This window comes from Allobranchiibius sp. CTAmp26 (assembly GCF_017565405.1).
Lineage (GTDB): Bacteria > Actinomycetota > Actinomycetes > Actinomycetales > Dermatophilaceae > Allobranchiibius.
This window is the reverse complement of sequence record NZ_JAGEKR010000002.1, coordinates 51,402-76,000: the sequence shown is the minus strand read 5'-3', so window position 1 is coordinate 76,000 and position 24,599 is coordinate 51,402. Positions and strand designations below refer to the sequence as shown.

At 70.3% G+C, this 24,599-nt stretch carries 29 protein-coding genes; 6 read left to right on the top strand and 23 right to left on the bottom strand.

The window, feature by feature from the left end:
- Window positions 1–221: 221 nt before the first annotated feature.
- The gene (locus J4030_RS01860) at window positions 222–659 is read left to right on the top strand and encodes a DUF4282 domain-containing protein (protein WP_208047495.1); all 438 of its coding nucleotides are present in this window, start codon (window positions 222–224) and stop codon (window positions 657–659) included.
- A gap of 58 nt (window positions 660–717) precedes the next feature.
- On the opposite strand, the gene rlmB is transcribed toward J4030_RS01860, so the two are convergent.
- The 8 genes from rlmB to J4030_RS01820 all read right to left on the bottom strand — a co-directional run bounded on the left by rlmB (window position 718) and on the right by J4030_RS01820 (window position 8,501).
- Entirely contained in the window at window positions 718–1,689 is a 972-nt protein-coding gene (gene rlmB / locus J4030_RS01855) for a 23S rRNA (guanosine(2251)-2'-O)-methyltransferase RlmB (RefSeq protein ID WP_208047494.1), read from the bottom strand.
- A gap of 52 nt (window positions 1,690–1,741) precedes the next feature.
- Window positions 1,742–3,166 carry a cysteine--tRNA ligase gene (cysS, locus tag J4030_RS01850; RefSeq protein ID WP_208047493.1) on the bottom strand — a complete coding sequence of 475 codons (1,425 nt, stop codon included), beginning with the start codon at window positions 3,164–3,166 and terminating at the stop codon, window positions 1,742–1,744.
- A 103-nt stretch (window positions 3,167–3,269) separates the two neighbouring features.
- Window positions 3,270–3,926 carry an MBL fold metallo-hydrolase gene (locus J4030_RS01845; RefSeq protein ID WP_307864518.1) on the bottom strand — a complete coding sequence of 219 codons (657 nt, stop codon included), beginning with the start codon at window positions 3,924–3,926 and terminating at the stop codon, window positions 3,270–3,272.
- Window positions 3,923–5,017 (bottom strand): S-(hydroxymethyl)mycothiol dehydrogenase, encoded by a 1,095-nt coding sequence (locus J4030_RS01840; protein WP_208047492.1) that lies wholly within the window; start codon window positions 5,015–5,017, stop codon window positions 3,923–3,925. Before J4030_RS01840 ends, J4030_RS01845 begins: the two co-directional genes overlap by 4 nt.
- Window positions 5,018–5,158: 141 nt before the next feature.
- On the bottom strand, window positions 5,159–6,211 hold the full coding sequence (locus J4030_RS01835) for an aldo/keto reductase (RefSeq protein ID WP_208047491.1): 1,053 nt from the start codon (window positions 6,209–6,211) through the stop codon (window positions 5,159–5,161).
- Between the two features lie 99 nt (window positions 6,212–6,310).
- Window positions 6,311–6,796: a 2-C-methyl-D-erythritol 2,4-cyclodiphosphate synthase gene (gene ispF / locus J4030_RS01830; protein ID WP_208047490.1), complete on the bottom strand. Its 486-nt coding sequence runs from the start codon at window positions 6,794–6,796 to the stop codon at window positions 6,311–6,313.
- Window positions 6,793–8,004 (bottom strand): 2-C-methyl-D-erythritol 4-phosphate cytidylyltransferase, encoded by a 1,212-nt coding sequence (gene ispD, locus J4030_RS18415; protein WP_208047489.1) that lies wholly within the window; start codon window positions 8,002–8,004, stop codon window positions 6,793–6,795. Before ispD ends, ispF begins: the two co-directional genes overlap by 4 nt.
- Before the next feature lie 14 nt (window positions 8,005–8,018).
- On the bottom strand, window positions 8,019–8,501 hold the full coding sequence (locus J4030_RS01820; RefSeq protein ID WP_208047488.1) for a CarD family transcriptional regulator: 483 nt from the start codon (window positions 8,499–8,501) through the stop codon (window positions 8,019–8,021).
- 213 nt (window positions 8,502–8,714) lie between these two features.
- Between J4030_RS01820 and J4030_RS01815 the strand changes: the two genes are divergently transcribed.
- On the top strand, window positions 8,715–9,194 hold the full coding sequence (locus J4030_RS01815; RefSeq protein ID WP_208047487.1) for a hypothetical protein: 480 nt from the start codon (window positions 8,715–8,717) through the stop codon (window positions 9,192–9,194).
- 23 nt (window positions 9,195–9,217) lie between these two features.
- Here J4030_RS01815 and J4030_RS01810 read toward each other — a convergent pair whose 3' ends face one another.
- Both J4030_RS01810 and J4030_RS01805 read right to left on the bottom strand, forming a co-directional pair.
- Entirely contained in the window at window positions 9,218–9,904 is a 687-nt protein-coding gene (locus tag J4030_RS01810; protein WP_208047486.1) for a response regulator transcription factor, read from the bottom strand.
- A complete protein-coding gene (locus J4030_RS01805; RefSeq protein WP_307864516.1) occupies window positions 9,901–11,115 on the bottom strand; it encodes an ATP-binding protein in 1,215 nt (404 codons plus the stop codon). Before J4030_RS01805 ends, J4030_RS01810 begins: the two co-directional genes overlap by 4 nt.
- Before the next feature lie 142 nt (window positions 11,116–11,257).
- Here J4030_RS01805 and phoU point away from each other — a divergent pair, with 142 nt between their 5' ends.
- The gene (gene phoU, locus J4030_RS01800; RefSeq protein ID WP_208047485.1) at window positions 11,258–11,911 is read left to right on the top strand and encodes a phosphate signaling complex protein PhoU; all 654 of its coding nucleotides are present in this window, start codon (window positions 11,258–11,260) and stop codon (window positions 11,909–11,911) included.
- Between the two features lie 105 nt (window positions 11,912–12,016).
- On the opposite strand, the gene J4030_RS01795 is transcribed toward phoU, so the two are convergent.
- From J4030_RS01795 to mshA, 3 genes are read right to left on the bottom strand one after another with little or no spacing between them, the layout of a single operon-like run.
- A complete protein-coding gene (locus tag J4030_RS01795; protein WP_208047484.1) occupies window positions 12,017–12,760 on the bottom strand; it encodes a phosphoglyceromutase in 744 nt (247 codons plus the stop codon).
- A 27-nt stretch (window positions 12,761–12,787) separates the two neighbouring features.
- Window positions 12,788–13,285 carry a YbjN domain-containing protein gene (locus tag J4030_RS01790; RefSeq protein ID WP_307864515.1) on the bottom strand — a complete coding sequence of 166 codons (498 nt, stop codon included), beginning with the start codon at window positions 13,283–13,285 and terminating at the stop codon, window positions 12,788–12,790.
- The gene (mshA, locus tag J4030_RS01785; RefSeq protein WP_208047483.1) at window positions 13,282–14,616 is read right to left on the bottom strand and encodes a D-inositol-3-phosphate glycosyltransferase; all 1,335 of its coding nucleotides are present in this window, start codon (window positions 14,614–14,616) and stop codon (window positions 13,282–13,284) included. Before mshA ends, J4030_RS01790 begins: the two co-directional genes overlap by 4 nt.
- A gap of 53 nt (window positions 14,617–14,669) precedes the next feature.
- On the opposite strand from mshA, the gene J4030_RS01780 reads away from it, so the two are divergent.
- A complete protein-coding gene (locus tag J4030_RS01780) occupies window positions 14,670–15,458 on the top strand; it encodes a class I SAM-dependent methyltransferase (protein ID WP_307864514.1) in 789 nt (262 codons plus the stop codon).
- Window positions 15,459–15,479: 21 nt separating this feature from the next.
- On the opposite strand, the gene manA is transcribed toward J4030_RS01780, so the two are convergent.
- From manA to J4030_RS01745, 8 genes are all read right to left on the bottom strand, one after another.
- On the bottom strand, window positions 15,480–16,598 hold the full coding sequence (gene manA / locus J4030_RS01775) for a mannose-6-phosphate isomerase, class I (protein ID WP_208047482.1): 1,119 nt from the start codon (window positions 16,596–16,598) through the stop codon (window positions 15,480–15,482).
- Window positions 16,599–16,611: 13 nt separating this feature from the next.
- Entirely contained in the window at window positions 16,612–16,950 is a 339-nt protein-coding gene (locus tag J4030_RS01770) for a DUF2516 family protein (protein ID WP_208047481.1), read from the bottom strand.
- A 93-nt stretch (window positions 16,951–17,043) separates the two neighbouring features.
- Window positions 17,044–17,469: a D-aminoacyl-tRNA deacylase gene (gene dtd, locus J4030_RS01765; RefSeq protein ID WP_208047480.1), complete on the bottom strand. Its 426-nt coding sequence runs from the start codon at window positions 17,467–17,469 to the stop codon at window positions 17,044–17,046.
- Window positions 17,470–17,476: 7 nt separating this feature from the next.
- The gene (locus J4030_RS17765; RefSeq protein ID WP_307864513.1) at window positions 17,477–18,442 is read right to left on the bottom strand and encodes an asparaginase; all 966 of its coding nucleotides are present in this window, start codon (window positions 18,440–18,442) and stop codon (window positions 17,477–17,479) included.
- Window positions 18,443–18,578: 136 nt separating this feature from the next.
- On the bottom strand, window positions 18,579–19,469 hold the full coding sequence (locus J4030_RS17760; RefSeq protein ID WP_243762729.1) for a hypothetical protein: 891 nt from the start codon (window positions 19,467–19,469) through the stop codon (window positions 18,579–18,581).
- A 38-nt stretch (window positions 19,470–19,507) separates the two neighbouring features.
- Entirely contained in the window at window positions 19,508–19,876 is a 369-nt protein-coding gene (locus J4030_RS01755; RefSeq protein ID WP_208047478.1) for a helix-turn-helix domain-containing protein, read from the bottom strand.
- A gap of 131 nt (window positions 19,877–20,007) precedes the next feature.
- Window positions 20,008–20,658: a class I SAM-dependent methyltransferase gene (locus J4030_RS01750; protein WP_208047477.1), complete on the bottom strand. Its 651-nt coding sequence runs from the start codon at window positions 20,656–20,658 to the stop codon at window positions 20,008–20,010.
- Window positions 20,655–21,701 carry a folate-binding protein YgfZ gene (locus tag J4030_RS01745; RefSeq protein WP_208047476.1) on the bottom strand — a complete coding sequence of 349 codons (1,047 nt, stop codon included), beginning with the start codon at window positions 21,699–21,701 and terminating at the stop codon, window positions 20,655–20,657. The genes J4030_RS01750 and J4030_RS01745 overlap by 4 nt, the downstream gene beginning before the upstream one ends.
- 155 nt (window positions 21,702–21,856) lie before the next feature.
- Between J4030_RS01745 and J4030_RS01740 the strand changes: the two genes are divergently transcribed.
- Together J4030_RS01740 and J4030_RS01735 are read left to right on the top strand one after the other, a co-directional pair.
- Window positions 21,857–22,900, top strand: coding sequence for an LCP family protein (locus J4030_RS01740; protein ID WP_208047475.1), 1,044 nt, complete (start codon window positions 21,857–21,859; stop codon window positions 22,898–22,900).
- A 35-nt stretch (window positions 22,901–22,935) separates the two neighbouring features.
- The gene (locus J4030_RS01735; RefSeq protein ID WP_208047474.1) at window positions 22,936–23,433 is read left to right on the top strand and encodes an FABP family protein; all 498 of its coding nucleotides are present in this window, start codon (window positions 22,936–22,938) and stop codon (window positions 23,431–23,433) included.
- Here the strand turns inward: J4030_RS01735 and J4030_RS01730 are convergent.
- Window positions 23,426–24,244: a hypothetical protein gene (locus J4030_RS01730; protein WP_208047473.1), complete on the bottom strand. Its 819-nt coding sequence runs from the start codon at window positions 24,242–24,244 to the stop codon at window positions 23,426–23,428. The genes J4030_RS01735 and J4030_RS01730 overlap by 8 nt on opposite strands.
- Before the next feature lie 91 nt (window positions 24,245–24,335).
- Window positions 24,336–24,575 carry a MoaD/ThiS family protein gene (locus J4030_RS01725; RefSeq protein WP_208047472.1) on the bottom strand — a complete coding sequence of 80 codons (240 nt, stop codon included), beginning with the start codon at window positions 24,573–24,575 and terminating at the stop codon, window positions 24,336–24,338.
- Between the last annotated feature and the right edge of the window lie 24 nt (window positions 24,576–24,599).

Genomic DNA, 24,599 nt, shown 5'->3' with positions numbered 1-24,599 from the left:
CGACAGGTGGTCGTACGCCACGTGGGCGTGCAGCCGCACCCCGGTCGCCAAGGCGTCGTCGTCGGCGTCGACACCCACTCGATCGCCTACGCGCCGACAACTGCCCAAAAGCGCTGCTGCGCTTAACCACTGGGAGAGTTCCAGCGTTGTTAGGTTATGCGCGCGGCACGTCGCACATGCGTCGCCGCTGGGGACACACAACGCACTTTCAAGGGGTATCCATGTCTGATTACGGAAACGCACCACAACCGCATTACGGCGAAGATCAGGGCCCCGGCGGCTACCAGGGCTCCGGCGGACCCGGCCAGCCCGGCGGCCCTGGAAACGCCTACCCGCCGGGGCCGCCTATCCCATCGGGCGGTCCGCAGGCCGCCCAGAACTCGAAGGGCTTCTTCGGCGCCCTTTTCGACTTCTCGTTCACTCACTTCGTCACACCGATCATCGTGAAGGTCGTCTACATCCTCGCCACCGTCGTCCTCGTACTGGGTTGGCTGGGCTTCGTGATCGTGGGCTTCAACCACTCGGCCGGCTCGGGTCTGCTGTTTTTGATCGTCGGGGCGATCGGCCTGATCGTCTACCTCGCCCTCATCCGGATGACGCTCGAGTTCTACCTGGCGATCGTGCGGATGAGCCAGGACATCCACCAGCGGCTGCGCTGACGCCCAACGAAGCGACGAGCCCGCACCCTCCATCGAGGGTGCGGGCTCGTCGCTGCTGTCAGGACTTGGTCGCGCGCTTCCGAGCGATCTCGTAGAGCGTGACCGAGGCTGCGATGCCGGCGTTCAGCGATTCGGTGCTGGCGCTCATCGGCACGGACACGATCTGATCGCAGTTCTCCCGGACGAGCCGGGACAGCCCCTTGCCCTCCGAACCCACCACGATCACGAGCGGCTCGGTCGCCAGCTGTACGTCGGGCAACTCGACCTCGCCGTCCATGTCGAGTCCGAGGACGAAGAACCCGGCCTTGCGGAAGTCCTCCAGCGTGCGGTTCAGGTTGCCCGCCAGGGCGACCGGCACCCGCGCCGCAGCACCCGCCGAGGTCTTCCAGGCCGACGCCGTCATCCCCACCGACCGCCGTTCGGGCACGATCACGCCATGGCCGCCGAAGGCGCCGACCGACCGCAGGATCGCGCCGAGGTTGCGGGGGTCGGTGATCCCGTCCAGGGCGACGACCAGGGGGATCCCGGGTGCCTCCGGGTCGAAGAAGTCGTTCGGGTGCGCATATTCGTACGGCGGCACCTGCAGTGCCAACCCCTGGTGCACGGCCCCGTCGGTGATCCGGTCGAGCTCACCGCGCGGCGTCTCCAGGATCGGAATCGCCCGGTCGGCAGCGAGTTTCAGCGCGCTGCGGACCCGATCGTCGGACTCGATCCGCCCGGCGACGTACATCGCCGTCGCGGGGATCTGCGCGCGCAGCGCATCGAGCACCGAGTTGCGGCCGGCGACGATCTCCGAGCTGGGCTTCTTCGAGCCCGAGCGGCCCCGCGACGGGCCGCGCGAGGCGGAGCCGCTGCTCCCACCGCTCGACGAGGACTTGCTGTACGCCTTGTGATTGGGCCGCTCAGCCGCCTTCGGGGTCGGGCCCTTGCCCTCGAGGCCGCGTCGTCGCTGGCCGCCACTGCCGACACTGGCGCCCTTGCGGCTCGCACCCTTGCGGATGGCGCCGCGGCGCTGGGAGTTGCCGGCCATGATGTGCTCTTTTCCTTGAAGTACGTGGTGCGCGGTCGCTGTCGCGCTCGGGTCAGGTCTGTTCGGAGGGGGGCTCGGCCAAGGACCAGCGGGCGCCGTCGGCGGTGTCCTCCACGACCACGCCGGCCGCGGCCAGCTGGTCTCGGACCCGGTCGGCCGCGGCGAAGTCCTTGGCGGCACGAGCCGCGGCACGCTGCCCGATCAAGGCCTCGACGAGGCTGCCCAACGCCTGCCCGGTCCGGTCACCGCCACCGGAGACCCATTCCGGCGCATACGGATTCACCCCGAGCACATCGGTCATCGCGACCACCTGCAGCGCCAGCTCGCGCGCTCTGGCGGATTCGTGTTCGTCCAGAGCGATGTTGCCCTCGCGCACCGTGTCGAAGACGACGGCGAGCGCGCCCGAGACGTTCAGGTCGTCGTCCATCGCAGCCGAGAACGCCTGCGGCAGCCCTGCGTCGTACGCCGTCGGCGCACCTCCCAGCGCACGATCGAGGAACCCCTCGATCCGAGCCACCGCGGCCGCGGCCTCGTCGAGGGACCCCTCGTGGTACTCGATCGTCGAGCGGTAGTGCACCGCGCCCAGGTAGTAGCGCAGCACCAGCGGCCGCACGGTCTTGGTGATCTCGGTGACCGCCAGGGTGTTGCCGAGCGACTTGCTCATCTTCTCGCCGCCGAGCGTCACCCAGCCGTTGTGCATCCAGTAGCGCGCGAAATCCATTCCGGCCGCGCGCGACTGGGCCATCTCGTTCTCGTGGTGCGGGAAGCGCAGGTCGATGCCGCCACCGTGGATGTCGAACGTCTCACCCAACCAGCGGCGGGCCATCGCCGAGCACTCCAGGTGCCAGCCGGGGCGACCGCGGCCGAACGGCGTGGGCCAGCTCGCCGACTCCGGTTCGTCGCTCTTGCGGCCCTTCCACAACGCGAAGTCACGGGGGTCGCGCTTGCCGCGCGGGTCGGCGTCGGCGGCGTCCTCCATGTCGTCGATGTTCTGGTGAGTCAGCTCGCCGTACGCGGGCCAGGACCGCACGTCGAAGTAGACGTCGCCGCTGTCGTCGGGCGCGGCGTAGGCGTGGCCCTTCTCGATGAGCGTCTCCATCAGCTCGATCATGTCGGTGATGTGCCCGGTCGCCCGGGGCTCGTAGGTCGGGCGGCCGACTCCGAGCAGGTCGAGCGCGTCGCTGGTCTGCCGCTCGTGGTCGTAGGACCACGCGAACCACTGCGCGTCGTGCGCGCGTGCCTTGTCGAGGATCTTGTCGTCGATGTCGGTGACGTTGCGGACCAGGGTCACGTCGTACGCGTGCCCGATCGTGAGCCAGCGACGCAGGATGTCGAACGCGACGGCGAAACGGACATGCCCGATGTGCGGGCTCCCCTGGGTGGTGAGGCCGCAGATGTAGAGCCCGACCCGGCCTTCCTGCAACGGCTGGAACTCACGCAACTGCCGCGTGGCGGTGTCGTAGATGTGCAGGCTCACCCGCCGAGTTTATCGGGACCGCGCGGGCACGCCGGACCATCGCGGGTGTATGGGTGGGTTGTGGGCGCCGCGGTCACTTTCCTGCACCGGCGTACGGGTCGGGTCAGGAACCGGCGTCGATCCACTCCTGCAGGTGCGGCGCCTCGTCCCCGATGGTGGTGGCGTCACCGTGCCCGGTCAGCACCCGGGTCTGCGGCGGCAGCGTGAGCAACCGGTCCCGGATGGAGTCGATGATCACCGGGAAGCTGCTGAACGAGCGTCCCGTCGCGCCCGGGCCGCCCTGGAAGAGGGTGTCGCCCGTCAGGACGACGCCGAGCTCCGGCAGGTGGAAGCAGCAGGCTCCCGGTGAGTGACCCGGGGTGTGCAGCACCTCGATGCGCGCACCCGCCACCGTGCGCACGTCGCCGTCGGTCAGGTCGTCGTCGAAGCGCTGGTCGGGGTAGGTGAGCTCCCACAGCGGCCAGTCGTCGGGGTGCAGCGCGATGCGCACGTCGGGCTGCACCTGCTTGATCCCCGCGGCGGCGTCGATGTGGTCGTTGTGCGCGTGGGTGCACCAGATCCCTGCGATCCGCCGCCCCCCGACCGCCGCCAGGATCGGACCGGACTCGTGCCCGGGATCGACGATCAGCACGCTCTCGTCGTCGCCGATCAGCCAGACGTTGTTCTCAACGTCCCACGAACCGCCGTCGAGCTCGAAAGCGCCGGAGGTGGTGACCTTCTCCACCCGCACGCCGTCGCCCTGCGCCACGACCTCGCTCACAGCACGACCACCGAACGCAGCACGACGTCCTCGCCGCCACCCTTCATCGTCTCGAACGCCGCCTCGACCTCATCGAGGGCGATTCGCTCGGTGACGAAGGTGTCCAGGTCGAAACGACCCTGCCGGTAGAGGTCGATCAGCATCGGGAAGTCGCGCTCGGGCAGGCAGTCGCCGTACCAGCTGGACTTCAACGCACCGCCGCGGCCGAAGAGGTCGATGAGCGGCAGCTCCACCTTCAGATCGGGCGTCGGTACGCCGACCAGCACCACCGTGCCGGCCAGATCCCTTGCGTAGAAGGCCTGTTCGTAGGTCTCCGGCTTCGCGACGGCGTCGATGACGACATCGGCTCCATTGCCGTCGGTTAGTTCGCGGACCCGTTCGACCACGTCCTCGGAGCGCGGGTCGACGGTGTGGGTGGCACCGAAGTGCTTGGCCAGCTCCAGCTTGCGCGGGTCGACGTCGATCGCGATGACGGTCGTCGCACCGGCGATGGACGCGCCGGCGACAGCGGCATCGCCCACCCCGCCGCAGCCGATGACGGCGACGCTGTCGCCGCGGGTGACACCGCCGGTGTTGACGGCCGCGCCGAAGCCCGCCATCACCCCGCACCCGAGCAGCCCGGCCGCGACGGCAGGCGCCTCCGGATCGACCTTCGTGCACTGCCCGGCGGCCACCAGGGTCTTGTCCGCGAACGCGCCGATGCCGAGGGCGGGAGTCAGCTCGGTGCCATCGGTGAGCGTCATCTTCTGGGTCGCGTTGTGCGTGGCGAAGCAGTACCAGGGCTTGCCCTTCTTGCAGGCCCGGCACTGACCGCAGACCGCACGCCAGTTGAGGACCACGAAGTCGCCGGGCGCCACTTCCGTGACGCCCTCGCCGACCGCTTCGACGACACCGGCGGCCTCGTGCCCGAGCAGGAACGGGAAGTCGTCGTTGATCCCGCCCTCGCGGTAGTGCAGGTCGGTGTGGCACACCCCGCAGGCCTGCACCGCCACGACCGCCTCGCCCGGCCCCGGATCGGGGACCACGATGTCGACCACTTCGACGGGCTGGTTCTTGGCGCGGGCGATGACTCCCCGGACGGTCTGCGGCATACCGAAACTCCTCGATCGACGTTTCCCCCAACCTAGGGGTCGGCCTCTTCACCCATCGAGCGGAGGGGTTCGCCGCCGAACGGAGGGGTCCTATGCCCTCCGCTCGACACGGGACCCCTCCGCTCGATGGAACGGCAACCGTCAGGCGGTGCGCCGCCGACGCAGGAACGGGTCGGTGAGCGCGTCGGTGACGTACGCGTTGCCGTCGTCGGAGATGTCGGTGCCGGGTGCCACGATCTCGTCGATCCGATCGAGCACCTCGGCGCTCAGGTGCACCGCGGGGGCGGCGAGCTGGCTCTCGAGCTGTTCCATCGTGCGCGGACCGATGATCGCGGAGGTGACGCCCGGGTGCTGCATCACGAACGCCAGAGCCAACTCGATCAGCGTGATGCCGGTCTGCTCGGCGAGCACCGCGAGATCCTCGACCGCGTCCAGACGGCGTTGGTTCGCCGGGGTCGACAGGTCGAAGCGCTTGGGCATCATCTTGGTCCGGTTCGTCGTGGGCATGTCCTGGCCCTTGCGGAAGCGCCCGGACAACCAGCCGCCCGACAGCGGGCTCCACGCCAGCACTCCCATCCGGTACTTCTCGGTGACAGGCAGCACCTCGCGTTCGATGCCGCGCGCCAGGATCGAGTACGGCGGCTGCTCGGTCACGAACCGCGACCACCCGCGGTCGCGTGCGATGACCTGGCCCTCCACGATCCGGTACGCCGGGAACGTCGAGGACCCGAATGCGCGGATCTTGCCCGCCCGCTGTAGGTCGGTCAAGGCGGCGATCGTCTCGTCGTCGTCGGTGCCCGTGTCGGGGCGGTGCACCTGGTAGAGGTCGATCCAGTCGGTCTGCAGCCGCCGCAGGCTGTTCTCGACCTCCTGCACCATCCAGCGCCGGGAGTTGCCGCGCTTGTTCGGATCGCCGCCCGGTGCGCCCATCGCAACGTCCATCGGGCTGTGGAACTTGGTCGCGAGGATCACGTCATCGCGCCGGCCCTTCAGCGCTTTTCCGACGATGGTCTCGGACTCGCCCTGGGAGTAGACGTCGGCGGTGTCGACGAAGTTGATGCCGGAGTCCAGCGCGCGGTGGATGATCCGCGCTGACTCCTCGTGGTCCTTCTCGCCCCACGCGCCGAACATCATGGCGCCGAGGCAGAGCGGGGTGACGTGCATGCCGGTGTGACCGAGGTTGCGAGTGTCCATGTCTCGCAGCGTAGGCCTGCCCCCGAGTGGCATACATATGCGTCGAGTGGCGCACCTCTACGGGGTGCACTCGATGGATATGTATGCCACTCGGCGGGGTCAGGTGGTGGGTACGACGAGGGCGGTGGCGATCGCCGCCACACCTTCGCCGCGGCCGGTCAGGCCGAGCCCGTCGGTCGTGGTCGCCGCCACGGAGACGGCAGCACCACCCAGCGCATCCGACAGGGCCCGCTGCGCCTCGAGACGACGGGGACCGATCTTGGGCCGGTTTCCGATGACCTGTACGGCGACGTTGCCGATCTCGAACCCGTTGTCCTGCAACAGCTCTCGCACCACACCGAGCAGCACTGCACCTCGCGCTCCGGCGAGCTCAGGCCGAGAGGTCCCGAAGTGCTCGCCCAGGTCGCCGAGTCCGGCCGCGCCGAGCAGGGCGTCGCACATCGCGTGCGCGGCGACGTCACCGTCGGAGTGGCCCTCGATCCCGCGCTCCCCCGGCCAGTCCAGGCCGGCGAGGTGCAGCGGACGGTCGTCGTCGGCGTACGGGTGGACGTCGACACCGATACCGATACGCGGCAGGGGACTCATGGCGCGATCCTCTCCTGGACACCACGGGAGGTCAGCGCCGCCAGGATCGCGTCGGCGGCCTGGCCGGGTGAGTTCGCGGCGGTGTCGATCCGCAGGTCCGGATGCCACGGGTGGTACTCCCGCTCCTGGATCTGCTCCCAACTCGGCTGCGGCAGACCTTCGATGTCGCGGACCCGGGTGGACGCGCGACGCCGGTGCTCGGCCTCGTCGTTGCAGACGAGTTCGACCTCCAGCAGACGGACGTCGCGACGATCGGCCAGTGCGCGCCACGCGTCGCGCGCCTCCGGCACGCCGTTCACCATGTCGGCGACCACGGTCATCCCGAGATCCAGGTGGTGCGACGCGAGCTCGTAGGACACGCGGTAGCCGACCTCGCCGACGGGATGCTGCTCGAGGCCGCTGTCGACGACAGCCTGCTCGATGACGTCGACCCGCAGGTGCGTCAACGCCTTTCGCGCGGCGAGCGCCCGCGCCGTGGTGGTCTTGCCCACCCCGGGGAGACCGCCGAGCACGATCAGCGTCGCGCCGTCCGCCGGCTGCAGGCGGCTCGCGGCGTTCTGCAGGTCGGCCGCCGTCGTGATCTTCTCGGCGCGACGGTCACCCTCGATGACGAGCACCCGGCCGCCGGATCGCTCGACCATGGCCGCGTCGTCGGTGGCGGCGGCACCGCCCGCGTGGGCCCGCTGCAACGCCTCCCTGGTGAATCCCTGCGGAGTCTGTACGGCGCGCAGCTCGTCGCGCTCGGGGGTCGCGGTGACCAGCCCCGCGCCGTCGACCTGCTTGACGGTGTCGTGCACGGCCAGCCCGGGAACCACCGCGTCGTACCCCTCACGGACGGCGGTCACGACCCGATCGAAGAGGGCGGTGGGCGCCAGCGCGCGTGCCGCGTCGTGCACCAGGACCACGTCGATGCCGGGCTCCAGCACGCGCAGCCCCGCCGCGACCGAGTCGGTGCGTTCGCTGCCGCCGGCCACCACCACGGCGTCGGGGACGAGGGAGCGGAACTGCTGCAGGTGGGTGGCGGGCGCGACCACGACCAGTTGCCGCAGACCCCGCACGGCACGCGCCGCACGGGCGGCGTGCACGACGAGGGGTTCGCCACCGAGCGGCACCAAGGCCTTCGGCATACCGGCGCCGAGGCGGGTGCCGAGCCCTGCGGCCACGATGACGACGCCCACCTCAGCGGAACTGGGGTGGGCGTCGGTCATCTGCGGATCGGACGTCAGGAGGCGAGCACCTCGTCGAGCGTGGCCTCGGCCTTGTCCTCGTTCGTGTGCTCGGCGAGCGCGAGCTCGGAGACCAGGATCTGGCGCGCCTTGGCCAGCATCCTCTTCTCACCGGCGGACAGGCCGCGGTCCTGGTTACGACGCCACAGGTCGCGCACGACCTCGGACACCTTGATGACGTCGCCCGAGGCGAGCTTCTCCAGGTTGGCCTTGTAACGACGCGACCAGTTGGTCGGCTCCTCGGTGTGCTCGGCGCGCAGCACCTCGAACACCTTGTCCAGGCCCTCCTTGCCGACGACGTCGCGGACGCCGACCAGGTCGCAGTTGTCTGCGGGTACCTCGATGGTCAGATCGCCCTGGGCGACCTTGAGCTTGAGGTACAGCTTCTCCTCACCTTTGATCGTTCGTTTGTTGATCTCTTCGATGAGAGCCGCACCGTGATGCGGGTACACGACCGTCTCGCCGACCTTGAAAGCCATCTGTTGTTAGCCCCTTTCGCGACCTCAAGAATACCACGGCTGAACGGGCCGCCAGAAACGTTTCCGCAGGTCAGAGGCCATGCCGACGATCCACAGACCGGAAATCGACCCTTGACAGATCGGCGTCTGTCGTGCACGCGCGCGGTCCATCCGGACTCCCGGCCCAGCAACCGGCCCGCACCCCCGTCCGTGGGAGCCGGTAGTCTCAGCGCCGTGACGCGACGACTTCGAGCCGGCAGGGCCGCGTTCGGCGCCCTCGGGCTGGCGACCTCGGTTTCGCTACTCAGTGGCTGCATGTACCTGTCACCGACGCAGACCGACGTCAGCTACAACGGGAGCAACGGGACGAACGCGACCGTCGGCGACCTGACCCTCTCCGGCGTGCTCATCGTCGCCTCGAGCAAGGGCGCGCCCGGCGCCCTCCAGGGGATGGTGACCAACAACAGCGGGTCCGCGATCGCCGTCACCGTGGCCATCGGCAGTTCCACGGCCCAGCTGTCCGTGCCTGCCGACACCGCCGTGCGTCTCGACGGGCAGGCATCGGGCAACTCCACCCACACCGTCGGTCCGGTCAAGGTCGCCTCGACCCCGGCCGCCCCCGGCGCGAAGACCACGGTCACGTTCGCGACCGCCGGCACCGGCAACTCCCCCGTGGTCGTGCCGGTGCTCCTGCCCGGCCAGACCTCCGGCTGACCTTCGGCCGCGTACGTCGGCCGTCAGTCGGTCGCCTCGAACTTGTAGCCCAGTCCACGCACCGTGAGGATGAAGCGCGGGTTCGCTGAGTCCGGCTCCAGCTTCGCCCGCAGACGCTTGATGTGCACGTCGAGCGTCTTGGTGTCGCCCACGTAGTCGCTGCCCCACACCCGGTCGATGAGCTGACCGCGGGTGAGCACCCTGCCGGTGTTGCGCAGCAGCATCTCCAGCAACTCGAACTCCTTGAGCGGCAACGCGACCGCTGCACCGTCGACGCTGACCGTATGCCGGTCGACGTCCATCCGCACCGGCCCGGCGGCGAGGGTGGGGGCCATCAGCTCCTCCGGCTCCTGACGGCGCCTGATGACCGCCTTGACCCGGGCCAGCAGTTCGCGTGAGGAGTACGGCTTGGTGACGTAGTCGTCCGCGCCGATCTCCAACCCGACGACCTTGTCGACCTCGCTGTCCTTGGCCGTCAGCATGATCACCGGCACGTTGGAGCGCTGCCGTAGCGCGCGGCATACGTCGATCCCGGACAGCCCGGGGAGCATCAGGTCGAGCAGGACGAGGTCGGCCCCGTTGCGGTCGAACTCGGTCAGCGCGTCCGGTCCCGTTTCGGCCAACCCGACGTCGTACCCCTCCTTGCGCAGCAGGTAGGACAGCGGGTCCGAGATGGACTCCTCGTCCTCGACGACCAGGATTCGGGTCATGGGGTGGCCTTTCCAGAGACGGTCCGTGAGGCGTGCGACGGCAGACGGTCGACTGACCGGCCGCCAGGGTGCGGCGCGTCCTCGAGAGCGGGCGGGACGGGAAGGTGGAGGGTGAACGTCGAGCCCTGGCCCTCCTCGGACCAGACCGACACCTCCCCGCCGTGGCCGGCGACGACGTGTTTGACGATGGCCAGCCCGAGGCCGGTGCCTCCGGTACGCCGCGAGCGCGCCGGGTCGACCCGGTAGAAGCGCTCGAAGATGCGCTCCTGGTCCGCGGGCGAGATGCCGGCCCCCTGATCGGTGACGGCCACCGAGGCGAGGGCGCCCTGACGGCGCACCGTGAGCGCCACGCGGGTGCCGGGGTCGGAGTAGTGGATGGCGTTCTCCAGCAGGTTGCGGATCGCGGTCGTGAGCAGCGCCGGGTCGCCGAAGATCCGCACGTCGGTGCCGATGGGGCTCGCCTGGACCAACTCGATCCGCTTGTCCTCGGCGAGCAGCCGCACGTGTTCGACGGCCTCCCGGGCGCACGCGACGACGTCGACCGGCACGGGTTCGTCGAAGGTGTCCGACACCTGCAACCGGGACAGCTCCACGATCTCCTGCACGAGCCGGGTGAGGCCTGCGGTCTCGGCATGCATCCGGCCGGCGAAGCGGCGTACGGCCTCAGGGTCCTCCGCAGCACCCTCGACAGCCTCGGCCAGCAGTGACAGGCCGCCGACTGGGGTCTTGAGCTCGTGACTGACGTTGACCACGAAGTCGCGCCGGGTCTCCTCGACCCGGCGGGAGTAGGTCAGGTCCTCCACCAGGGCGATGACGTGCTCGGCGCCCAGCCGCGCCACCTGAATACGCAGAGCCAGTGTGCCGGGACCGACCGGTCCCCGGGCGACGTCGACCTGGACCTCGCGGGTGTCGCCGTCGCGGCGTACCGATCGGACCAGGTCGAGGATCTCCGGGTGGGCGAGCTCGCTGCGACGCACCAGACCCAGCGCGTCGGCGCGCGGCGACGCGCGCTCCACACGGTCGGAGGCGTCCACCACGATCGACATGCCCGGCAGCGCCTGGATGACCTCGATGACCTGCGGTGACAGGCTCGTGAGCCGCGTGCTCGCAACGGCCTGAGCGGTCGAGGTACGCCGACGCCATCCCGCGGCGGCGACACCGAGGAGGAGGCCGACGACCAGAGCGGCAGCCAGACCGAGCACGACGTACACGCGGGTTAGCGTACGCAGCGATCGGGACGTGGATGACGCGTCGGTTCGTGTCTGCCTGGTGTTCACCTGCGAGTCTGGTCCCGTTCACCGACCGATGTCAGCCTCTGGGCGACCCGCCCGGCAAGCCGAGGACAATGAGCGTATGCGCGACGCCTTTCACGAAGACCTGGACAAGATCTCCGACGACCTGGTCGAGATGACCCGACTCGTCGGGATCGCGATGACCAGGGCGACCGACGCACTCCTGCAGGCGGATCTGTCCCTGGCCGAGAGCGTCATCGCGGCCGACGACGACATCGATCAGCTGCGCCGGCAGGTCGACGACCACGCCATCGACCTCCTCGCCCGCCAGCAGCCGGTCGCCACGGACCTGCGGATGGTCGTCACGGCCATGCACATGGCCTCGGACATCGAGCGGATGGGCGACCTGGCCCGGCACATCGCCAAGGTGGCGCGGATGCGCTACCCCGAGCACGGCGTGCCCGACGAGCTGCGCGAGGTCATCACCGACATGGAGACGACCGCCGCGCACCTGGCCGCCAAGACCGGTGAGGCGATCGCCCACAAGGACGCGCTCGCCGCCGTCGAGATCGAGAAGGACGACGACGCGCTGGACCAGCTGCACCGGAAGGTCTTCGCGACGCTGGTCGACCACAGCTGGGCGCACGGCACCGAGGCGGCCGTCGACGCGACGCTGATCAGCCGCTACTACGAGCGGTTCGGCGACCACGCGGTCGCCGTGGCGGCCCGCATCGTCTACCTGGTCACGGGCCGGTACGCCGACCAGCAGAGCTGACGCTCGCGCGCCGGCCGCACCCTGACGGCGTTCGCGACGGTTGACGGCGTTCGAACGCCGTCAATGAATGCGAACGCCGTCAGGGCGAAGCCCACCGACCGGCGGTCAGCGGCCCTGGTTGGCCACCGCTTCGGCCGCGGCCTTCGCGGTCTCGGGGTCCAGGTACTCCCCACCGGCCACGGTCGGCGTGAAGTCGTCGTCGAGCCGGTAGACCAGCGGCATCCCGGTGGGGATGTTGAGGCCCACGATGTCCTCGTCGCTGACGCCGTCCAGGTGCTTGACCATCGCGCGCAGGCTGTTGCCGTGCGCGGCGACCAGCACGGTCTTGCCCTGCTGCAGATCCGGCTTGAGGTCCGACTCCCAGTAGGGCAGGAAGCGGGCGATGACGTCCTTGAGGCACTCGGTGCGCGGTGCGTCGGCGCCGAGGTCGGCGTACCGGGGGTCGCCGTCCTGGCTGTACGGCGAGCCGGGCTCGATCGCGGGCGGCGGCACGTCGTACGAGCGGCGCCAGGTCATGAACTGCTCCTCGCCGAACTCCTCCAGCGTGGCCTTCTTGTCCTTGCCCTGCAGCGCGCCGTAGTGCCGCTCGTTCAGCCGCCACGAACGCTTCACCGGGATCCAGTGGCGGTCGGCGACGTCGAGCGCGAGCCCCGCGGTCGTGATCGCCCGGCGCAGCAACGAGGTGTGCACGACATCGGGCAGCAGCCCGGCGTCCTTGATCAGTTCGCCGCCGTGCGTCGCCTCGTCGCGGCCCTTGTCCGTCAGCGGGACATCGACCCACCCGGTGAAGAGATTCTTCGCGTTCCAGTCGGATTCGCCGTGCCGCAGCAACACCAGGGTGTGAGTCATGCGGGCCAGTCTAGAAGTGGGGAGCGGTCAATCCTGGAGCAGATGCTGGAACGCCTCGAGGTTGCGCGTGGACTCCCCGCGCTTGATCCGCCAGGCCCATTCGCGTTTCATCGACGACAGGAAGCCGATGACGAGCAGTTCGTTGAAGGGCGCGTCGGCCGCCTCCAGGACCGCACCCAGTACGTCGTCCAGGTAGTCGGCCCCGACACCGGCGAGCGGTACCCGACCGCCGACGTACACATCGCCGGTGCCGTCGATGGAGTAGGCCACCGCCCCCATCCGCAGATTGCGCCGCAGCAGGAAGGTGTAGAACTGCTCGGCGTTCTCGTCGGGATGGCGGATGACGAACGCCGTCGTGGTCAGTGCCTTCTCGCCGACCAGCAGCGACGTGACCGTCTTGAGCTTGCGATCGCCGGGGAGGGTCACGATGTACTCGCCGTCGCGCGCACCCGTCTCCCACTCCAACTCGCTGGCGGCGAGGAAGTCCCGGATCGTCTCGTGCACGTCGCCGTTCACGGGGCTCACGGGATCACCGCCTCGGCCAGCGGCAACTCCAACAGTCGGGCGGAGCCCTCGTCCTGCGCCGAGATGTCGGTGCGAGCGTCGCGGCAGGCGCGCTCGTAGACCGCCAGCAACTCATCGGTCGTGCGCTCCCAGCCGTACCGCTGCGCATGCTCGACGGCCTTGCGCGCCACCTCGTCCCGCTCATCCGGGGCGTCGAGCACGGACAGCAGCTGCTCGGCCCAGACGGCCGGGTCGTGTCCCTGCACGAGCACGCCGGCAGCTCCGACCGCGCGCGGCAGGCCGCCGACATCGGCCGCCACGACCGTCGCGCCGCACGCCTGAGCCTCCAGGGCCACCAGGCCGAACGATTCGGAGCGGGACGGCACAGCGACCGCGTCGCTCGCGCGGAACCACCGCGCCAACTCCTGGCGGGGCACCGGGGGCACGAACTGCACGATGTCCGCGATCCCGAGCTCGCGCGCAAGAGCCTGCAGGGCCCGGGGCTTGTCCAGCCCCGATCCGCTGGGACCACCGATCACCGCGACGATCAGCCGCCGCCGGCGCTGCGGGTCGCGCCGCACCATCTCGGCGGCCGCCTTCAGCAGCACGTCCGGGCCCTTCAGCGCCTGGATCCGGCCGACGAAGAGCACCAGCTCCGCGTCCTGTGGCAACTCCAGCGCCTCCCGCGCCGTCCCGCGGTCACCCGGCGCGAAGGTGACCAGGTCGACACCGGGCGGCACGACGCGCACTCGGGCGGGGTCGGCGTCGTACAGCTCGACGAGCTCACGCGCCTCGATCTCGGTATTGGCGACCAGCAGGCTGGCAGCGCGGACGACCTGCTCCTCGCCGATCTCCCGACCGGGGGGCTCGGGCCGATCGCCTTGTGCCAGAGAGCGGTTCTTCACCTTGGCCATCGTGTGCATGGTGTGTACGAGCGGCACGTTCCACCGGTCGGCGGCCAGCCACCCGACCTGTCCGGACAGCCAGTAGTGGGAGTGCACCAGGTCGTAGTGGCCCTCGGGGCTGATCGCGACCAGCCGCATCACCCCGGCCGCGAACGCGCACAGCTGGCCGGGCAGGTCGTCCTTGGACAGACCCTCGTACGGTCCGGCGTCGATGTGGCGCACCAGGACCCCGGGGGCCACCGGCACGACCTCGGCCGAGGCAGCACTGGTGCGGCGGGTGAAGATCTCGACCTCCACGCCACGCTCACCGAGACGTCGCGCGGTCTCCAGCACGTAGACGTTCATGCCGCCGGCGTCTCCGGTGCCGGGCTGCTCCAACGGCGAGGTGTGCACGCTGATCATCGCCACTCGCCGCACGGCGGAGGGGATCTCGGGGAGGAGTGACATCGCCATCCAGTCTGGCACGGCCCCGATCGGGCAGGTTGGGTAACCTTCGCCCCGTGCAACAGGTGAAACTGGTGGGTCTGACCACCAGGGGCACCACCGCACCGAACCGGTTGCGGCGCTGCGACCGATGGCTCACCGGGCCCCAGGCGTGGCGGTTGCGGACCGTCGATCGGCCGCTGGTCGTCGATCTCGGATACGGCAAGTATCCCGTCACCGCCGTCGAACTGCACCACCGGCTGCGCGCCGTACGCCCCGACACTCACGTGGTCGGCGTCGAGATCGAAGCCGCGAGGGTCGCCGACGCGCTCCCCCTACAGCGACCCGGACTGTCCTTCGTACGAGGCGGATTCGAGATCCCGGTGAGCGGACGTGTGCAGGTGGTGCGCGCGTTCAATGTGCTGCGCCAGTACGACGAGGCGCACGTCGAGCAGGCCTGGTCACGGATGCGTGAGCGATTGGCGCCGGACGGCCTGGTGGTCGACGGCACCTGCGACGAGATCGGCCGGGTCGCGAGCTGGGTGGCGCTGGACGCCGACGGGCCGCTCTCGCTGACCGTCTCACTACGGTTGGCGGATCTGGCGACACCCTCGATCGTGGCCGAGCGGTTGCCGAAGGCGCTCATCCACCGCAACGTCCCCGGCGAGCGGGTGCACGCGTTCCTGGCCGCACTGGACGAGGCGTGGGAACGAGCCAGTCCCCTGTCGGCGTACGGGCCGCGGCAGCGCTACCTCGCGGCCGCGCGGGCGTTGCACGACGCCGGCTGGCCGTTGCACGACGGACCCGCCCGGTGGCGGATGGGTGAGATCACGGTCGACTGGGCCGCCGTACGACCCGGCTCCTGATCAAGGAGGTGCCGGGCCGGCTCAGGCAGGTCGACCGGGGGCCGCGACGTACGCCGTCCCGGGGCCGCTGATCGTCAGGGCACCCTCTGCCGCCTCGACGAAGGCAGCCTCGCCCACAGCGAGAGCCAACGCCTCCCCGTCGCACGCCACCCGCACCGGCCCGCCCAGCGCCAGCACGATGCGCGGGCCGGCCACGGCGACCGGCGCGGGCTCCTCCCCCGGGTCGACCAGACAGAGTGAGAACTGTTCTGCCGACTGTGGATACCGCACCACCCGCCCACGCCGCTCGCCGACCTCGGAGACCATCTGGCGGTGCACCTGCACGATCCTCAGCAGCTCGGGCACGTCGATCTTCTTGGGTGTCATGCCCGCGCGCACGACGTTGTCGGAGTTGGCGAGGATCTCGATCGCGGCGCCTCGCACGTACGCGTGCAGCACCCCCGCGGGGACGAAGAGGTAGCTGCCCGGAGCCTCGACCCGGTGCTGCATCGTCAGCAGCACGATGAGGCCGATGTCACCGGGATAGTCCTGCGCCACGGAGCGCAGCGCGTCGGCCACGCCGTCGGGCACGGCGTGAGACCCGTCGAGGGCCGACAGCATCCGCTCCACCAGATCGGGCCGTGCATCGGCCGGTGTCGCGAGAATGCCCGCCAATATGTCGTGGGCGGTGAGGGATTCGGCGGCGAGCGCGTGCAGCTCGGGGATCTTCAGACTGACCAGCCGGGCCACGATCTCGTCGTACGGGAGCATCCCGGCGAACATCTCGAACGGCGTCAGCGGGACGACGGCCTCCGGCTTCGGCGACCGGTCGGCGTACGTGCCGGGCACGGCGTCGAGGGCCTGCCGCGCGTCCGGATGACACTGGATCGACAACGCACGCTCGGGTGCCAGCACCTTGAGCAGGAAGGGGAGCCTGCCGCCGGTGTGTGCCGCCAGGTCGGCGCCGAGGGTGCCGGCGGGGTCGTCGGCGATGACGTGGTCGAGGGTGTTGTCACCGACTCCGGCGGGCGCCGCCTCGTGCGCGCCCAGCCACAACTCCGCCTCCGGCCCCTCCGCCGGTGAGGGGCGTCCGGTGAGTTCCGCGAGCACGGTGCGCGAGCCCCAGGCATACGGCTGCACCCGGCCGATCAGCTTCCGCATCAGCGCAGGTGATTCACCAGGGTCCGTAGGGGCCCTGGTTGCTGGACTCCCGTGCCTTCCCGAGCACCTGTCGCAGCGCGGGGCGTACGTCGACCAGATAGACGGCCGAGCCCACGATCGCGATGATCCCGAGGAACCCGATCGGGTTGGTGACGGTCAGGAAGCCGAGCACCAGCGCGATCCCGGTGATGAGCAGCCATTTGTTCTTGGTCAGCTTGCCGGCGGCACGGAACGCGTCCTCGCGGTGGCGCAGGCAGTCCACGAACGCCACGACCTCGCATCCCAGCATGACCAGGCCGAGGACCAGACCGAGCCAGAACTGGACGACGAAGAGGCCGTTGAGCGGGTTCATGGCGAAAGTCTACGGTCGCCGCCTGTGCCGACCGCCCGATATCCGCAGCGACGATGCGGGACAACCGGGATCAGGAGCCCGCGGCGGCCGGTCTCAGGTCTCGACGAGGACGGTGAAGGGGCCGTCACCGGTGAGCGTCACGCTCATCTGCGCTCCGAAACGCCCCGTCTCGACGTGCACGTCGCGCTGCCGCAACTCCGCCACCAGGTGCTCGACGAGCGGCTCGGCGTGCGCCGCGGGCGCCGCCGCACCCCAGGACGGGCGCCGCCCGCGCCGGGTGTCGCCGTACAACGTGAACTGGGAGACGACGAGCACCGGTGCGCCCAGGTCGAGCACCGACTGCTCGCCGGAGAGGATGCGCAGCTCGGCGATCTTGCGGGCCAGAACGTCGGCCTCGGAGGACGAATCGTCATGCGTGACACCGACGAGCGCGACCAGGCCGGGGACGTCGATGCGCCCGACGCACTCGTCACCCACGTCGACGCGCGCCCGGGTGACGCGTTGCAGCACGGCCCGCATCGCGGTCTCAGATGCCGATGGGGAGGACGGCGCCCACCGGCTCGCCGTGGCCGAGCACCGGCACCGTGCCGATCTCGTCCAGACCGGCAGCGTCGATACCCGCCGCGCGCAGCAGCGCGACCATCACAACCTGACGCGCACGCTGGGTGCCGTCGGCGATCTTCACGGCGAATCCCCGACCGTCAGGGAGCCCGACGGCGTAGACGGCCTCCGCGCCGTCCTTCGCGACGGCGCCCGGTACGGCGCGGATGAGTGCCGTGACGTCCCGGCGCGTCCCGCCGAGGTAGTCCGGGTGGGCGCGGATAGCGCCCGCCACGCGGCCCTCGTGGGTGCGCTCGGGCGCGGCCGCGACCCTCCCGAACGCGCGCGCGAGCCCGGTCAGCGAGATCGCCATCACGGGCGCGCCGCATCCGTCGGTCGCGGTCGCGCTGACCTGCTCACCGGCGAGCTCGGAGATCGTCTGCTCCATCGACTGCTGCAGGGGATGCTGCGGGTCGAGGTAGGTCGCCGGGTCCCATCCGGCCGCGCGGCACGCGCCGAGCATCCCGGCGTGCTTGCCGGAGCAGTTCTGCGTCAGGGAGGTGGGGCCGTGGCCCGCCGCGAGCCAGGCGTCGCGGGCCTGCACGTCGTACGGCAGATCCGGGGTGTTCTGCAGGTCGTCCGGCGTGAAGTCGCTCTCGGCCAGTATCTGCCGCACCCCGTCCAGGTGGAAGGCCTCTCCCGAGTGGCTGGCGGAGGCCAGCGCGAGCAGCGGGGCGTTGAGCTGCAGCCCGGCCTTCAGCATCGCGACCGCCTGCAACGGCTTGTTGGAGGAGCGGGGAAAGCACGCGGCGCCGGCATCCCCGACCTCCCGGACCACCGAGCCGTCGGGGTCCGTCACGACGGCGCACCCGTGGTGCACCGACTCCACGAACCCGTTTCGTACGACGTGCGCCACCACGGGCGCACCGGACAAGGCTTGGACCGAACTCACCCGCAGCACGATAGGTGCCCACCCCCGAGAACGCCGAAACTCCCCGTCGTACCGACGAATCGGTAGGACAGGGAGTCGCGGGGAGTCGCGTGGTGCTGCCCGGTGCGCCGCCGTCGGGCAGCGCACCGGACAGGGCTCAGGAGTTGGAGCTCGTCGTGCTGGGGGTCGAGCTCGAGGTCGTGCTGGTGCTGGTGCTCGCGGTGGTGCCGGTCGAGGCGGGCGTCGAGGACGTGGTCGTCTTCTTCGCCGCGGTCTTGCGGGCCGGCGTGGCCTTCGCGGTGGTGGTCTTGCGGGCGGCGGTCGTCCGGGCGGAGGTGGTCTTGGCCGCGCTCTTGTTGGCGGTGGCCTTCTTCGCGGTGGACTTCTTGGCAGCCGCCTTCTTCGGGCCGGGCTTGCGGGCGCTCGGCTTGGCGTTGCCCTCCTTGGCGGCGGCGCTGCGGCCGTCGCGCTCGGCGGCGCGCTCGAGGCGCGCGGTGTCACTGGACACGCGGGCGGCCACACCGGCGACGTTGCGGGCGACCTCCTTGCGACCGGCGAAGACGGTGCTCTTGGCGGTGGAGGTGGTCCCCACGGCGGCCTTGCGGGCCTGCTTGCGCACGCCATCGGCCTGCTTACGCACGTCGTCGGCCTGCTTGCGGGCCCGACCGGTGAGGCTGTCGGTCTGTGCCTGCAGCTTCTTGGCGACCGGCTGGTTACGCAGGTCGTCGATGACCTTCTGGCCGCGGGCGACCAGGTCGTTGTAGGACTTCTCCAGGTCGCTCTGCACCTGGGTGACGGTGGACGTCGCCGTCTGCGGGAGCGCCTCGATCTGGGCGACGAGGTCGTTCACGGCCTCGGTGACGCGGCCCTGGGTCTCGGCGAGCCGGGCCTGGACGGCCTTCGGCTGGGTCTCGGTGCGCAGCGCCTCCGCGCGCTCACCGGCCTGGTCGAGCAGTTCGAGCACGTTGTTGACGGCCGCGTCGGCAGCACCGACGAGCGCGTAGAGCGGGGTGTTGTTCTCGGTCTTCTTCGATGACTTGGCAGCCATGATCGGTACCTTTCCGTTGGACGTGATGGATGTTCGGTTCAGCTGGAGCGCATCGGTTCGTCATCGACGAACGATGCGTAGAGGTCGAGCAGGACACCGCGTTGGCGATCGGTGAGCAGCGGATCGGCGCGGATCGCCGTACGCACGTCGAGGGCACTTCGCTCGCCGCCCGACGGATCGGCGTCGAGCAGACCGGCGTGCACGTAGAGCTGCTCGGCGGAGATGCGCAACCCCTTGGCCAGGGCCTGCAGGATCTCGCCGCTGGGCTTCTTCAGACCCCGTTCGATCTGGGACAGATAGGGATTGCTGATCCCGGAGCGCTCCGCCAGCTGCCGCAAGGACAGCTGCGCCTGCTGGCGCTGCTCCTTGAGGAAGCCGCCCAGATCGCTCACGGGACTCGGTGTCATACGAACAGTATGCTTGCTGCAGTTAGCAAGATGCAAGATCAAGCAAGCGTGATGCTACTCACAAGTAGTAAGTAAGACCGCGTACGCCGTCGGCGAGGTGGGTCGGAGCGGGCGGGAGCGGAGCCGGGGGGTTACGCCGGGCGGGCGAGGAACAGGTAGCAGCGGCGGCTCGGGTACTCGAGGTCCGGGATGGGCGCGCGTATGCAGCGGGCCACCTCCACCAGCCCGGCCTCCACGGCGACCTCCGCGATGTCGTCGGGATCGAGGAACCAGCCGTCGAAGGTGACGTCGTGGCCCAGGAACTGAGGCTCCCGGTGCGCGGTGCCCATCGGGATGCCCGGGGCATCGACGTGGAAGGCGACCAGCACCTGACCGCCCGGCCGTAGCACCCGGGCCATCTCCCGGAGCACGGCGAGCCGCTGCGACGGGTGCAGATGGACGATCGAGTAGAACGCTGTCGCACCTGCGAGGACGCCGTCCGCCAACGGCAGCGCGCGCAGGTCCCCCGCCGCGAAATCGAGGTCGCTGTGCCGCGCGTGACCGGCGGCGAGCATCAGCGGGGACAGGTCGATGCCCACCACGTGCTCGACCCCGCAACGGCGAAGCTGCGCGGCGACCTGCCCAGGTCCGCATCCGAGGTCGGCCACCGGGCCGCCGCCGGTGCTGTCGACCAGCCCCGCGAGCAGTGCGCGGTCCAGGGGCTTGCCGTCCAACTCGTTCGCGAGCGCCTCGTCGTACGCCGTCGCGACCGTGTCGTAGAGGGCGCGAACCGGGTCGCTCACGGCGTGACGATCACCGTTTGCGCTGCGGCACAGTCGTCGGCGACCAGGTCGACGTCGGTCGGGGTGCTGCGCTTGATGACCGCGAGCGCGATCGGGCCGTCCTCGTGGTGCCGGGCGACCGTCGTCACGGTGCCGACCGGACGCTCGACGCCGGGGACGCGCAACTGCGCGCCCGGCTCGGGCAGTACGTGACCGGAGCCGTCGAGGTGCAGGAAGACCACCCGACGCGGCGGGCGACCGAGGTTGTGCACCCGCGCGACCGTCTCCTGCCCGCGGTAGCACCCCTTGTGCAAGTGCACGGCGGTGCGCAGCCAGTCCAACTCGTGCGGGATCGAGCGGTGATCGGTGTCGGAGCCCAACCGGGGCCGCCAGTCGGCGACCCGCAGTGCCTCAGCGGCCAGGGTGCCTGACAGGGGCCGGTCGCCGATGAACTCCGCGGCGCGCTCGCGCGGCACGATGACCTCGCGCCAGCGCCGTCCGGCCGCCGGGTGCGGGTCGGCGTCGGAGTACGACGCGGTGTCGGGTCCCATGGTCGGCCACGGGTCCACCCAGACCAGCGTGCCGTCCGCGGCGTACTGCTCGGCGCTGCCCGCCTCGCTCGACACCTGACCGAACTGAGCGAAGTCGGCGCTCACGTCCGTGACCTGCACCCGGAGCATGAACTGCATCGAGGTGAGCCACTGCACCAGCGCCTCGGCCGTGCCCGGCTCCACCCCGAGCCACACCGACTCGCCGTCGTCGACGACATGGATCGCGTGCTCGACGTGCCCGTGCGGGCTGAGCACCAGCGTCTCGGCGCCCTGGTGCGCGGCCAGGTCGTCCAGCTTCTGGGTGGTCATCGAGTGCAGCCAGGTGAGGCGGTCGGGTCCCGTCACCCGGACGAGGCCGCGGTGCGAGAGGTCGACGAGTGCGTCACCGGCGACGAGGCGCCGCTGCTCGCCCATCGGGTCGCCGTAGTGCGCGGGAACCCCCGCGTCCATCCCCTGTCCGTCGACCGCTCCGGAGCGGGTGAGCGAGGGACTCGGCGTTGTCGTGGTCACCATGTCAACGGTACGCCGGGACTGTCCCGGGCAGTCCCGGGCACGGACCCGCCCGACCCGTCGGACCTGTCAGCGCCCGCGGCGGAGCGTCTTCGCTTCACCCGATGACCAGGCTCGGGACCCGTTCTCGGCCCGGACGCCGACCTACACTGACCGCCATGACGCAGGACCCCGCGCATCAGGGCGCCGCCTCCGAGCCCGTCGACGACCTCGATCAGGGCGGCGGCCCGGAGCTGCCGGAGGAGAAGAAGAAGGCCGGCTGTTTCAAGGTCGGGTGCCTGACCCTGCTGTCGATGCTCCTGGTGATCGTCCTGGTGGTCGGCGGCCTCGCGCTCTACGTCAATCACCAGCTGGACCAGATCCAGCACTCCAACTCGTTGCTGCCCTCGGACGGGCCGACCCGCGACGCTGCGGCCGGCAAGGCGCAGAACATCCTGCTGCTCGGCTCGGACTCCCGCGGCAAGAACCTGCGCGAGAACGGCCGCTCGGACGTCATCCAGCTGATGCACGTGAGCAGCGACCGGCGCAGCATCCAGGTGGTGCACTTCCCCCGCGACCTCTACGTGGCGATCCCCGGACACGGGATGAACAAGATCAATGCGGCGTACTCCTACGGCGGGTCCAAGCTGCTGGTCTCGACGCTGCAGAACCTGCTCGGGCTGCACATCGACCATGTCGCCCAGATCGGCTTCGACGGGTTCACCAGCCTGACGAACGCGATGGGCGGGGTCGACGTCTACGTGCGCTACCCCTACAGCGAGGGCAGCTTCGGCTCCTGGACCCAGGGCTACCACCACATGAACGGCCAGCAGGCACTAGGCTTCTCCCGCGAGCGCCACCAGCTGCCGCGCGGCGACATCGACCGCGGCGTCGACCAGCAGGAGTGGATCAACGCCATGGTCACCAAGGCGCTGTCCCGCGGCACGCTGGAGAACCCCAAACGAGCCCTCGACATGGTGTCGGCCATCGCGCCGTACACGCTGACGGACACCTCGACGTCATACCTGATCGGGCTCGGCGTGAGCCTGCGCAACATCAGCGGCAACGACCTGACCTTCTACACCGCGCCGTTCTCCGGCTTCGCCACGAACTCCGTCGGTGACGTCGACGTCGTCGACATGCCCAAGATGAAGCAGCTCGGCACCAGTCTGCGGACGGACACGATGAGCAGCTCCTCGGCGACGCCCAACACGGTGAGCTGAGCGCGCCCGCCCGCATCCGCCGTACGATTTCGCGCATGCCTTTCGAACTGGACACGGACATGCCGCGCGAGTTGGCACCCCTGGCGTGGCTGATCGGCCGCTGGGAGGGTGCCGGCGTGATGGGCTACCCGGGCATGGACTCGGTGAACTTCGGCCAGGAGGTCGTCTGTGGCCACGACGGTCGCCCGTTCCTGGAGTGGCGCAGCACCACGTGGCTGCTCGACGAGGCGGGCAACCAGGTCGAGCCGCTCACCAGCGAGCTCGGCTACTGGCGTCCGCTGCCGGACGGTGAGGTCGAGTTCGTGCTGGCGCACCCGACCGGAGTCGTGGAGATGTACTACGGCAACACCACCCCCGCGAAGATCGAGCTGCGGACCGACGGGGTGCTGCGCAGCCCCACGGCGATGGAGTACGCCGCCGCGACCCGCCTCTACGGCTACGTCAACTCCAACCTGATGTGGGCCATGGACATGGCCGCCACCGGTCATCCGCTGCAGAGCTACGCGTCCGCGGAGCTCAAGCGGGTCAACTGATCCGGGAGAAGATCCAGACCGCCGCGGTCGGCAGCACACCGACGAACAGCACGGTCGCCGCTCCCAGCGCGAGCTGAGCCTGCGGCCCACCCGTACGCGCCGGCCCGCGCAGGATCGTGCGGAACGCGTGAGACACCGCGGCGCCGAGCAGACCCGCGACGAGCGGCGCGTTCCACGGGACACCGGCGATGCCCGCCGCGATGAGTCCGGCGCCGATCCCCAGCAGCAGTGAGACCGGCAGGGTCGCCTCGGACAGCCGACCTCGCCCGTGCAGCACGGCATCCAGCGCCGTACCGAGCGCGGCCCCGGCCAGGGCGGCGACGACCGCCTCCCGGCCGTGCACGCGCAGCGCCGCGTCCGCCAGGAACGCACCGCTGGCGAGCGCTCCGAGGCCGAGGCTCATCACCGCGAGGGAGATGACGACCCGCTCGCGCTCACCCCGACTCACCAGCGACTGCAGGAAGACCAGCGCCAGGGAGATGGCCAGTGCCGCGGTGACCCAGCGGATCCCGTCGGCGGTGTCGGCCCAACCCACGATGATGGCCATCGAGACCGCGCCGATCCCCAGTACGAGCGCACTGGACCGCTCGCGCTGCAGGCCGAGCAGCATCGGCCAGCCGACCGCGACTACCAGGGCACTCAACAGGTAGGCGGCGGCGAGTGCGACAGACCCGGCGTACACGCAGACGACCAGAAGGACGGCGAGCACGACCGCGCCGACCCCCGCCAGCAGCGGGGACGCGGAGCCGCTCCTCGCCTGCGTCGCGGATGCGTCGACCTGTTCGGCGGCGGTCTCGCTTCCCTCGGGCACGACCCGAATCCTGCCATCACCTCGGCGATGAGCGCGCCGCGTGGCGCAAGCAGGCGGGTCGGGGCGCCTGCAGAGGGCGCCGCGGACGATGTCAGCCGCCGGCGAACGGCGGCAACACCTCGAGGGTCGCGCCGTCGACCAACGGGACTTCCGCGTCGACCCGACGACCGTTCATCAAGAGCGCGGCGAGCGCGAAGACCGGGCGCAGCTCGGGGTGCCGCTCGGTGGCCGAGTCGACCACGTCGCCCACGGTCAGGCCCTCCAACTGCTCGGTCGCGGTGCCGGCGGCGGCCTGCGCGCCGGCCCAGTACCGCACGACGATCTGCACCATGTCCCCTCCTGACCCCTCCTGGTC